Source organism: Tenacibaculum finnmarkense genomovar ulcerans, assembly GCF_900239495.1.
GTDB lineage: Bacteria > Bacteroidota > Bacteroidia > Flavobacteriales > Flavobacteriaceae > Polaribacter > Polaribacter ulcerans.
The window spans coordinates 177,878-189,212 of the sequence record NZ_OENE01000004.1 but is presented as its reverse complement, the minus strand read 5'-3'; the positions used below and the strand labels follow the sequence as shown (position 1 = coordinate 189,212).

The window sequence follows — 11,335 nt, the reverse complement described above, 5'->3', positions numbered from 1 at the left end:
TCAGGATGTGAAACTGAACTAAATTCAGTTTGACGGATTCGATTTCTTATTTTTATGTTACAAAACTTTTTTAGATGAAATTTAAACAGGCTCTAAGATTTTTCTAATTCTTTATGATAATATTCAATTAATTTATCCGGATTTTTTATCGTGTTTTTAATCCATTCAAAATATAAAACACGCTTTTCTTCATTACTTAATTGCCAGTTTAAATCGGTTTTACGTAAACGTGCTGTAACATCGTTTAACGTAATTGCAGCGGCTACTGATATATTTAAACTTTCGGTAAAACCAACCATTGGAATTTTTAAAAATCCGTCGGCTTCTTGTTTTATATAGTCAGAAATCCCGTCTTTTTCGGCACCAAATACAAAGGCTGATTTTTTAGTAACATCAAAATCAGATAACACACAAGAATCAGTATGTGGTGTTGTTCCAATTATTTGATATCCTTTTGCTCGTAAGTCGTCAATACAGGCTTTTGTATTATCGCCATCTTCTTTATATCGATTGATATTTAACCATTTTTGGCTTCCTTTTGCTACATGTCGAGATACTTTATTGGTAAACCTATTTTCAATGGCATACACATCTTGAACACCAAAAATATCACAACTTCTCACCACCGCACTTGCGTTATGAGGTTGATAAATATCTTCTAAAACAACGGTAAAATGACGTGTTCTTTCGTTTAAAACTCTATTAAATGTTTCTTTTCTTTTATCGGTAATAAAACCTTCTAAATATGCTAATAATCCTTGGTCAATCATCTTGCAAAAATACTGAAAAAATATTTTTAATTTTAATGATGTTTTGATACTTCTATTACGATGTTAACTTACTAAAATATTCGTAAATTTCTCCTTTTGATATTGAACTTCCTTTTTCAATTAAATCGAAAACCTCAACATTTCGTTCTTTATTGTACTTTTTAGTACCTGTAAAAAGTTCGACTTTTTCATCATTCGGGTTTTGCATTAACCACTCAAAACCTTCTTGTTCTAATAAATTTATATCTTTATCAATAGTTACCATAATACGATGAATTTCATCTTTATCGCATTTGAATAAATTAACCATTTTAGGCGAAAAATGCTCTAAATACTCGGTTTTTGTAAGTACATCATCCCAAACGACATCACTAAAAACGTTCATTTCGTCTTCGGCTACGGCTGGTTTTTGTTCTTTTAATTCTTTCCATTCTTTGGCATCGATACTTTGCGATGCTAAAAAACGTGCAAATTCTTCATGCAATCCTTCAAATTGCTCTTTTGTTAATTGTCTGTACTTCATTCGGCAATTTTAATAATAATTTAGGGTTTTGACAATTTTAATATCAGAATTATAAATGATAAAATAAATATTATTTTTTAGCAAAATCGCCTAGCCCCGATTGAAGCTTTGTTTGAGCTCTTTTTTTGATTTTTCTTCAAAAAAAAGCGAGTGCGGAAAGCGGGAAATTGCTTCAAAAAATAATTATAAAAAAAATCCTCACAATATAAATTATGAGGATTTTTATTTTAAATATCTTATCTATTTTCGTTATGCTGAATTTAGTTCAGCATCGCATCAACAAGAGAATTACGGCAAATCAGAATGAAAATCTGAAATAAATTCAGATTGACGGATTCGATGCTATTTTTAGATGAAATTTAAACGGAATCTTAGTAATTTCGATACTGTTTAGTTTGTTCAAAAACATGACTTAAAATTCGCTGTTCTTTTTCATCAAACTCAATATTTCGTCTTTTCATCACCATTTCGGCTACTTCAAAAACTTTGTTGGTTTTGTATTCTGTAAATCCAGAAGCGCCTCCCCAACTAAAAGAAGGTACAAAATTTCGAGGAAATCCGCTACCAAAAATATTAGCGGAAACACCTACTACAGTTCCCGTATTAAACATGGTATTGATGCCACATTTAGAGTGGTCGCCCATCATTAAACCACAAAATTGTAAGCCTGTTTTTGCAAAACGACCCGTATCGTAACTCCATAATTTTACCTCAGCATAGTTATTTTTTAGGTTCGAATTATTAGAATCGGCACCAATATTACACCATTCTCCAAGCACAGAATTCCCTAAAAACCCATCGTGTCCTTTGCTAGAATAGCCCATTAATACCGAATTATTAACCTCTCCTCCTACTTTACAATGAGGCCCTAAAGTGGTTGCTCCATATATTTTTGCTCCTAATTTTAAGACCGAATTTTCACACATTGCTAAAGCACCTCGCACGACAACTCCTTCCATAATTTCGGCATTTTCACCGATGTAAATAGGTCCTGAACTTGCGTTTAAAGTTGCAAAAGTTAACTTTGCACCTTCTTCAATAAAGATATCTTTTTTATTGATACAATTTACTGTATCAGGAATTGGCTCAGATGTTCTGCCGTCGGTAATTAAATCAAAATCAGCACGAATTGCTTTATCATTTAAAGAAAAGATATCCCAAGTATTTCTAATTTGAAGTAGTTCTTCTTGGTATTCAATTTGCTCATAATTTGCAAAATTCACTTCGTCTTGGCTGTCGTTGGTGTAAAAAGCAATCACATCTTCACCCTTAAAAATTGCCTGATTTTTGGTTAATGCTCTTACCATATCAACCAATGAATCTGTTGGTAAAAAAGAGGCATTTAACAGCACATTTTCTTCCAACTCTACCATCGGATATTTTTCTTCTAAATATTCTTCAGTAACTGTTGTGGTGGTTGATCCTAAATGTTTTTCCCATTTTTCGCGAATCGTTAAAATTCCGACCCTAATATCGGCAACAGGTTTTGTATATGTAAATGGTAATAAAGCGGTTCTTACATCACCATCAAATAAAATATAATTCATATTTATTATTTTTTGAACTTACACAAAATTACTACTTTCAATTCATTTTACAAGTTTAAATATTAGCCTTACTTTTGTTACCTAAACTTAAAATGTTCCATGAAAAAAATAGTCGCTTTAATTATTCTTATTATCACATTAATTTCTTTTTCCTATTATGCTTTTATTTATTACGTACCCTATAGTAAAGGTGTGCGCTCTGGCGAACTTATAAAAATAAGCTACAAAGGAGTTGTTGTTAAAAGCTGGGAAGGTGAAATTAGCCAAGGTATTTCTGGGGCTCAAATTTTTGCATTTTCAGTGCAAGATAATGAGAAGAAAGTTATTGCCGATTTACAAAAATTTCAAGGACGTTATGTTAAAATTACGTATAAAGAACTTTATAAAACTTTTTCATGGCTTGGTGATACGAAATATTTTGTAACAAATGTAGAACAAGAAAATTCACCACACTTTAAAAGTTTAGAAGAGACTCCTGAAATTAAAAAACAAGAATAATAACTAACAAAATGACAAGCAAAACAACAAATAAAACGACTCGAAAATTTAAACACGTAGAAGAAACAGGCATTATAATTTCAGAATTAATGCTGCCTTCACACGCTAATTTTAGCGGTAAAATTCACGGAGGTTATATTTTATCGTTATTAGACCAAATTGCCTTTGCTTGTGCTTCAAAACACTCTGGCGAATACTGCGTAACGGCATCGGTTGATACGGTTGATTTTTTAAATCCCATTGAAGTTGGCGAACTCGTTACCATGAAATCTTCGGTAAATTATACAGGGCGAACCTCGATGGTTGTTGGTATTCGTGTGGAAGCTGAAAATATTAGAACAGGAGTTACCAAGCATTGTAACTCGTCTTATTTTACCATGGTTGCTAAAGATAAAGATGGTAAAAGCGTTCAAGTTCCTGGTTTAATTGTTAATGACGATATTGAAATCAGGCGTTTTTTAAAGGCGATAAAGCGTATTGAAATGAAAAAGAAACGTCAAGAAGAATTTGATAGTGAAACTTTTGTACATCAAAATTACACTAAAGATTTAAAAGGATATAATGTTAAAATTGAGCTTTAATTTAAAATACATAAAAAATTAAAAACCTTGATTGTTTTATAACTTTCGAGGTTTTTTTATGGAGCTATTTCCCGCTTTCCGCACTCGCTTTTTTTATTTTTTTGAAGAAAAAAAACAAAAAAGAGCTCAAACAATTGCTTCAATCGGGGCTAGAATCAAGTGCTATATTCCTGTTTATTACAGAAATGCCAATAAACGTCATGCTGAATTTATTTCAGCATCGCATCAACAGAAGAACTACGACAAATCAGGATGCGAACCTAAAATAAAATCCTATAAAAAAAGCCTATCATTTCTGATAGGCTTTTAATTTTTAATCTTAAAAAAATTATTTTGTTAAGTACATTTTACGTCTTGAATATAAGTCGTAAAATTGGTCATCTTTTAAATCATCAATAAACAAAATACTTTCACCTGTTGATTTCATTTCAGGTCCTAATTGTTTATTTACGTTCGGAAATTTGTTAAATGAAAATACTGGCTGCTTTATCGCATACCCTTTTAACTGAGGATTGAAATCAAAATCAGTAACTTTATTTTCGCCTAACATTACCTTGGTTGCGTAATTTACATACGGCTGTTTATAGGCTTTTGCAATAAAAGGCACCGTACGTGATGCTCTCGGGTTTGCTTCAATAATATAAACTACGTCATCTTTAATAGCAAACTGAACATTTATTAAACCTACCGTTTTTAATTCTAAAGCGATGGTTTTTGTATGATCTTTTATCTGCTGTAATACTAAATCACCTAAGTTAAAGGCTGGTAAGGTTGCGTTTGAATCTCCAGAGTGTACTCCACAAGGTTCAATATGCTCCATAATTCCGATAATTTGCACATTTTCACCATCACAAATTGCATCTGCTTCTGCTTCAATTGCGCCATCCAAATAATGGTCTAATAATAATTTATTACCAGGCATTCTTCTTAATAAATCAACAACATGCTCTATTAATTCTTCTTTATTGATAACAATTTTCATTCCTTGCCCTCCTAAAACATACGATGGACGAACTAAAATTGGGAAATCTAATTTTTCGGCTAAAACTAAGGCTTCATCGGCTGTTTCAGCAATTCCAAATTCTGGAAATGGAATTTTATTTCTCATTAAAAGATCAGAAAAACTTCCTCTATCTTCGGCTAAATCTAAGGCTTCAAAACTAGTTCCTAAAATTTTGATTCCGTATTTAGTTAATTTCTCCGCTAACTTTAAAGCCGTTTGTCCACCTAATTGAACAATAACTCCTTCTGGCTTTTCATGCTTAATAATGTCATATATATGTTCCCAGAAAACAGGTTCAAAATATAATTTATCCGCCGTATCAAAATCTGTAGAAACTGTTTCAGGATTACAGTTAATCATAATGGTTTCATAACCACATTCTGCAGCTGCTAAAATACCATGAACACAACAGTAATCAAATTCAATTCCTTGCCCAATACGGTTTGGTCCTGAACCTAAAACAATAATTTTTTTCTTTGCGGTAACTTCACTTTCGTTAGCCACCACTGTAACACCTTCTTTGGTTACAGTATCACTTTCAAAAGTTGAATAATAATACGGAGTTTTTGCTTTAAATTCAGCAGCACAAGTATCAACTAACTTGTAAACTCTGTTGATATTTAATTCTTCTCTCTTTTTATATACCTGACTCTCCAAACATTTTAACATATGAGCAATCTGACGATCTCCATATCCTTTTTGTTTTGCCTCTAGTAATAAATCTCTATCAAGCGTATCAACGGTATATTTAGAAATTTCTTTTTCTATTTCGTGTAATTCTTCATATTGTTTTAAGAACCACATATCAATTTGCGTAATTTCGTGGATTTTACTCAACGGAATTCCCATTTTGATAGCATCATAAATAATAAAAACTCTGTCCCAAGAAGCGTTTGTTAACTTCTCTATAATTTCGTCGTAGTTTTTATTTTCTTTTGCATCGGCACCTAAACCGTTACGTTTAATTTCAAGCGATTGTGTTGCTTTGTGCAATGCTTCTTGAAACGAACGTCCAATTCCCATCACTTCACCAACAGATTTCATTTGTAAACCTAACGTTCTGTCAGAACCTTCAAATTTATCAAAATTCCATCTAGGAATTTTTACAATTACATAATCTAAAGTTGGCTCAAATAAAGCTGATGTCGATTTTGTAATTTGATTATCTAATTCATCTAAATGATACCCTAAGGCTAATTTAGCAGCAATTTTTGCAATAGGATATCCTGTTGCTTTACTTGCCAATGCTGATGAACGAGAAACTCTTGGATTAATTTCAATAGCAATGATGTCTTCTTTTTCATCCGGAGAAATAGCAAACTGTACATTACATCCTCCTGCAAAATCACCAATATTACGCATCATATGGATTGCCATATCACGCATTTTTTGGAATGTTTTATCAGAAAGTGTCATTGCCGGAGCTACGGTGATTGAATCACCAGTATGAATTCCAATAGGATCCATATTTTCGATTGAACAAATAATAACTACGTTATCATTGGCATCTCTTAATAACTCTAATTCATACTCTTTCCAACCGATAAGTGCTTTATCAATCATTACTTCATGAATCGGAGAAACCTCTAACCCGCGAGTTAACAATGCATCAAAATCTTCTTCTTTATATACAAAAGAAGCCCCTTCTCCACCTAAAGTAAACGACGCTCTAATAATTAAAGGAAAACCAAATTCTTGGGCAATTTCTTTCCCTTTTAAGAATGATGTTGCCGTTGCTTGAGGCGCCATTGGAATACCAATATCTATCATCAAGTTTCTAAACTTCTCACGGTCTTCGGTAATATTAATGGCATCAATATTAACACCAATAATTTTTACACCAAAATCATCCCAAATACCTTTTTCATCAGCTTCAATACATAAATTTAAAGCAGTTTGCCCCCCCATTGTTGGTAAAACTGCATCAATTTGTGGATGCTCTTTTAATATTTGTACTAATGATTTAGTATTTAAAGGTAAAAGATACACATGATCAGCCATGGTAGGGTCTGTCATGATCGTTGCAGGGTTTGAATTGATTAAAACAGTTTCAATTCCGTCTTCACGTAAAGAGCGTAAAGCTTGCGTTCCAGAATAATCAAATTCACAGGCTTGTCCAATAACAATTGGCCCTGAACCGATTATTAAGATAGATTTAAAGTTTTGATTTTTAGGCATTTTAAATAGGTGTTGTGTTGTTGTTGTTGTGGTTTTCTGTAAAGGTAAAAAAAGTTTATATACAAAAAAGGTGTTACTATAAAAATAGTAACACCTAATATATTAACGATTGTTAATCATTATTTTTTTGGTCTTGGAGCTGAAGATACACTTAAGTTTTTTCTTCCTTTAGCTCTTCTTCTAGCTAGTACTTTACGTCCATTAGCAGATGCCATTCTTTCTCTGAAACCGTGTTTGTTTCTTCTTTTTCTCTTCGATGGTTGGTAAGTTCTTTTCGGCATTATTTATGTTTTTAAAAATGGTCTTTAATTCAATTTGCTTTTGTGAAATTCCGTCTGCTAAAAGCGTGCGCAAATATACAATAGTTTTTTTGTCCTACAAATACTCCATTTGTTTTTTTTGAAATATTTTTCAACTTTACAAAAATACGCATTTTTTATGTATTTTTTTTACTTTTTTATTTGTTCGGATAGTCAGACTTCTTACTTTTGCCCAAACCTAACAACACCATGAGCAACACTAAATACGTTTTTGTAACAGGAGGCGTAACTTCATCACTAGGAAAAGGAATTATAGCCGCTTCTTTAGCTAAATTATTACAGCAAAGAGGTTTCTCAGTGACTATCCAGAAATTAGACCCATATATTAATATAGACCCAGGAACATTAAACCCATACGAACATGGAGAATGCTATGTAACTGATGACGGCGCTGAAACAGACTTAGACTTAGGTCATTACGAACGTTTTTTAAACATCCCTACCTCTCAGGCAAACAATGTTACTACAGGTAAAATTTATCAATCTGTAATTAACAAAGAGCGTAAAGGAGAATTTTTAGGAAAAACAGTTCAGGTAATACCACATATTACCGATGAAATTAAAGAACGTATTCAAATTTTAGGAAAAACGGGCGATTATGACATCGTTCTTACCGAAATTGGTGGTACTGTTGGCGATATTGAATCATTGCCTTATGTAGAGGCTGTTCGTCAATTAAAATGGGAATTAGGCGATGATAACGTTATTGTTATTCACTTAACTTTAGTTCCTTATTTAGCTGCCGCTGGTGAATTAAAAACCAAACCAACACAGCACTCTGTAAAAATGCTAATGCAAAGCGGTGTAAGTCCTGATATATTAGTATGCCGATCAGAACATGAAATTAACGATACTATAAAACGTAAATTAGCCTTATTTTGTAACGTTAAAAAACAAGACGTTATTCAGTCGTTAGACGCAGAAACTATTTACGATGTGCCTAACTTAATGTTTAAAGAAGGTTTAGATTATGTGGTTTTAGATAAATTAAAATTATCTACTAGAACACAGCCTAAATTAGAAGCTTGGAATCAGTTTTTAGAGCGTCATAAAAACCCTACTGCAACTATTGAAATTGGTTTAGTGGGTAAATATGTTGAATTACACGACTCATATAAATCAATTACCGAAGCATTTATTCATGCAGGAGCCGCTAATAAAACTAAAGTAAAAGTTCGTTGGATTCACTCCGAAGAATTAACTCCTGAAAATGCTGCCTCACAATTAGCAGGATTAAACGGTGTTTTAGTTGCCCCAGGTTTTGGTGGTAGAGGAATTGAAGGTAAAATTGCAGGAGTACAATATGTGCGTGAAAACAACATTCCATTTTTAGGAATTTGTTTAGGAATGCAAATGGCCGTTATTGAATATTCTCGCAACGTTTTAGGTTTAAAGGATGCAAATTCTACTGAAATGGATGAAAAAACAGCAGATCCTGTTATTAATTTAATGGCAGCACAAAAAGAAGTTACCCAAAAAGGTGGAACCATGCGTTTAGGAGCTTGGGACTGTGAAATTACCGAAGACTCTAAAGTTTTTGAAGCTTATAAAACAAGTTCAATTAGCGAACGTCACCGCCACAGATTCGAGTATAATAACGACTATAAAACGCAACTAGAAGATGCAGGAATGAAATCAACAGGTATAAACCCTGAAACGGGCTTAGTTGAAACTGTTGAAATCCCTACACATCCTTGGTTTGTTGGTGTGCAATATCATCCAGAATATAAAAGTACCGTATTAAACCCACATCCTTTATTTGTGAGTTTTATAAAAGCAGCTTTACAGCAATCTAAAAAATAAATTTAAAAATCCTGTAATTAAAAAATTACAGGATTTTTTTTCTTTTTTAATACGTATGGAACATTCTTTGAGCGAATATCCTTATTAAAATTAATAACGGTAAAACCTCATAAAAACGATTCGGTTTTACTAAACTTGTCTGATTTTTCTGGTATTTTTAAATTATCAGAATAAACAATGACAAGTTGTCATCATTTATAACACATATCAATGGAACAAAAAAAATTTGATGTAAAGTCATTCATCGGAATGCTTTTATTAGGAGGAATACTACTTTGGTGGATGAACAGTCGCAAGCCTGAAGTAACTCCTGAAACTAAAACGCAAACAACACAAGTTACAGATGCTTTAACAGCTCAAAATAACGCAGTAGGAACAGCAATTTTAAGCGATTCACTACAAAAAATCGCCTTAAAAAATAAATTAGGTGCTTTTGCTTATGGCGCTTCAACAGCAAAAAGTGGCGTTACCTCTATTGAAAACAATCTTGTTAAATTAACTATTGATAATAAAGGAGGGCAAATTACCCAAGCTTTACTTAAAAGCTTCAAAACCTACGATTCGCTTCCTTTATATTTAGTAAAAGATAAAAATGCTTCTTTTAATCTTAATTTTGGAACTACCGATAACCGTATTCTAAATACCAAAGATTTATTATTTGCACCTACTTTAACTAAAAATGGCGATACGCAAATACTTTCGATGAAATTGAAAGTATCAGAAACTCAATTTTTAGAATACCGTTACGAAATTAAAAAAGACGATTATTTAGTTGATTTTAGTGTACGTTCACAAGGTTTAAGTACTGTAATAAATGCTAGTAATCCTATTAATTTAGATTGGAAATTAAAAGCCTTTTCAAATGAAAAAGCCTTTAATTACGAAAATCAAAATACCGCAATTCATTATTATGAAGACAACTCAATGGAGTGTCTTGGAATAAAATCAAATGATGAAATTGCCAATAAAGCAACTTGGATTAGTTTAAAACAACATTTTTTCTCTTCTATTTTAATTAATAAAGACGGTTTTTCTAAACCAACTTTAAAGCAAGAAGCTTATGAAGAAGACGGTGCAACAAGAACTAAATTTTTAAAAGCATTTAATGTTAACATTCCTGTAACTGTTCAAAATGGTGAAATTAACCAAAATATGTCATGGTTTTATGGACCAAACGATTATAACATCTTAAAAAAATACGATGAATTAGGATTAAGAGATAACATGAATTTAGGTTGGGGTATTTTTGGTGCGCTAAACAAATATGTTTTCTATCCTGTATTTAACATGTTAAAAGGATTTATCGGTAACTTCGGATTAATCATTATTTTAATGACCATCGTTGTTCGTATTATTATGTCGCCAGTTCTTTATAAATCGTATTTATCGAGTGCAAAAATGAAAGTGATTCGTCCAGAAATGGAAGAAATCAACAAGAAATATCCAGGGAAAGAAAATGCAATGAAACGTCAGCAAGAAACCATGGCAATACAGCGAAAAGCTGGTGTAAGCATGATGTCGGGTTGTATTCCTGCCTTATTACAAATGCCGGTATTCTTTGCATTATTTAAGTTTTTTCCCAAAGAAATTGATTTACGTCAAAAAGGTTTTTTATGGGCTGATGATTTATCTGCCTATGATGAAATTTTCAAATTACCATTTAAAATTCCTTTTTATGGTGATCATATTAGTTTATTCCCAATTTTAGCATCTATCGCTATTTTCTTTTACATGAGAATGAACCAAAGTCAGCAAGCAAACATGCAAGCGCCAACACAAGAAGGAATGCCTGACATGCAAAAGATGATGAAATATATGATTTATTTCTCTCCGCTTATGATGTTATTTTTCTTTAACAGTTACGCAAGTGGATTGAGTTTATATTATTTTATATCAAACTTACTTACTATCGCAATTATGTTAGTTATTAAAAACTTTGTAATTGATGAAGCTAAAATTCATGCAAAAATTCAAGAGAACAAAAAGAAGCCTGAAAAAGCTAAAAGCAAGTTCCGTGAACGTTTAGATGCGGCAATGAAACAAGCTCAAGAGCAACAAGCAGCTCAACAGAACGCAAAGAATAAAAAATAATTTTTCTTTTTCATAATTTCA

General features: G+C 32.2%; 9 protein-coding genes. 4 read left to right on the top strand and 5 right to left on the bottom strand.

Features of this window, described 5'->3' with window-relative positions:
- Positions 1-92 precede the first annotated feature (92 nt).
- The 3 genes from DPIF8902391_RS01715 to DPIF8902391_RS01705 form a co-directional block, all read right to left on the bottom strand.
- Positions 93-770, bottom strand: coding sequence for a TrmH family RNA methyltransferase (locus tag DPIF8902391_RS01715; RefSeq protein ID WP_058884783.1), 678 nt, complete (start codon positions 768-770; stop codon positions 93-95).
- A 55-nt stretch (positions 771-825) separates the two neighbouring features.
- Entirely contained in the window at positions 826-1,293 is a 468-nt protein-coding gene (locus DPIF8902391_RS01710; protein ID WP_058884782.1) for a DUF6495 family protein, read from the bottom strand.
- A 371-nt stretch (positions 1,294-1,664) separates the two neighbouring features.
- Positions 1,665-2,840 carry a GlmU family protein gene (locus tag DPIF8902391_RS01705; protein WP_058884781.1) on the bottom strand — a complete coding sequence of 392 codons (1,176 nt, stop codon included), beginning with the start codon at positions 2,838-2,840 and terminating at the stop codon, positions 1,665-1,667.
- 99 nt (positions 2,841-2,939) lie between these two features.
- Here DPIF8902391_RS01705 and DPIF8902391_RS01700 point away from each other — a divergent pair, with 99 nt between their 5' ends.
- Positions 2,940-3,338: a hypothetical protein gene (locus tag DPIF8902391_RS01700; RefSeq protein ID WP_058884780.1), complete on the top strand. Its 399-nt coding sequence runs from the start codon at positions 2,940-2,942 to the stop codon at positions 3,336-3,338.
- 11 nt (positions 3,339-3,349) lie between these two features.
- Positions 3,350-3,919 (top strand): acyl-CoA thioesterase, encoded by a 570-nt coding sequence (locus DPIF8902391_RS01695; RefSeq protein WP_058884779.1) that lies wholly within the window; start codon positions 3,350-3,352, stop codon positions 3,917-3,919.
- Positions 3,920-4,247: 328 nt separating this feature from the next.
- Here the strand turns inward: DPIF8902391_RS01695 and carB are convergent, their stop codons facing one another.
- On the bottom strand, positions 4,248-7,100 hold the full coding sequence (carB, locus tag DPIF8902391_RS01690; protein WP_058884777.1) for a carbamoyl-phosphate synthase large subunit: 2,853 nt from the start codon (positions 7,098-7,100) through the stop codon (positions 4,248-4,250).
- Between the two features lie 119 nt (positions 7,101-7,219).
- Positions 7,220-7,381, bottom strand: a complete 162-nt coding sequence (gene rpmH / locus DPIF8902391_RS01685; RefSeq protein ID WP_058884776.1) for a 50S ribosomal protein L34 — start codon at positions 7,379-7,381, stop codon at positions 7,220-7,222.
- Between the two features lie 228 nt (positions 7,382-7,609).
- Between rpmH and DPIF8902391_RS01680 the strand changes: the two genes are divergently transcribed.
- Together DPIF8902391_RS01680 and yidC are read left to right on the top strand one after the other, a co-directional pair.
- Positions 7,610-9,223, top strand: a complete 1,614-nt coding sequence (locus DPIF8902391_RS01680) for a CTP synthase (protein WP_172504861.1) — start codon at positions 7,610-7,612, stop codon at positions 9,221-9,223.
- A gap of 210 nt (positions 9,224-9,433) precedes the next feature.
- A complete protein-coding gene (gene yidC, locus DPIF8902391_RS01675; RefSeq protein ID WP_172504860.1) occupies positions 9,434-11,314 on the top strand; it encodes a membrane protein insertase YidC in 1,881 nt (626 codons plus the stop codon).
- Positions 11,315-11,335: the final 21 nt, after the last annotated feature.

Excerpts from the sequence above, each read along its gene's own strand:
- DPIF8902391_RS01715 (WP_058884783.1), bottom strand. The coding sequence starts at position 770 with ATGATTGACCAAGGATTATTAGCATATTTAGAAGGTTTTATTACCGAT.
- DPIF8902391_RS01710 (WP_058884782.1), bottom strand. The coding sequence starts at position 1,293 with ATGAAGTACAGACAATTAACAAAAGAGCAATTTGAAGGATTGCATGAA.
- DPIF8902391_RS01705 (WP_058884781.1), bottom strand. The coding sequence starts at position 2,840 with ATGAATTATATTTTATTTGATGGTGATGTAAGAACCGCTTTATTACCA.
- DPIF8902391_RS01700 (WP_058884780.1), top strand. The coding sequence starts at position 2,940 with ATGAAAAAAATAGTCGCTTTAATTATTCTTATTATCACATTAATTTCT.
- DPIF8902391_RS01695 (WP_058884779.1), top strand. The coding sequence starts at position 3,350 with ATGACAAGCAAAACAACAAATAAAACGACTCGAAAATTTAAACACGTA.
- carB (WP_058884777.1), bottom strand. The coding sequence starts at position 7,100 with ATGCCTAAAAATCAAAACTTTAAATCTATCTTAATAATCGGTTCAGGG.
- rpmH (WP_058884776.1), bottom strand. The coding sequence starts at position 7,381 with ATGCCGAAAAGAACTTACCAACCATCGAAGAGAAAAAGAAGAAACAAA.
- DPIF8902391_RS01680 (WP_172504861.1), top strand. The coding sequence starts at position 7,610 with ATGAGCAACACTAAATACGTTTTTGTAACAGGAGGCGTAACTTCATCA.
- yidC (WP_172504860.1), top strand. The coding sequence starts at position 9,434 with ATGGAACAAAAAAAATTTGATGTAAAGTCATTCATCGGAATGCTTTTA.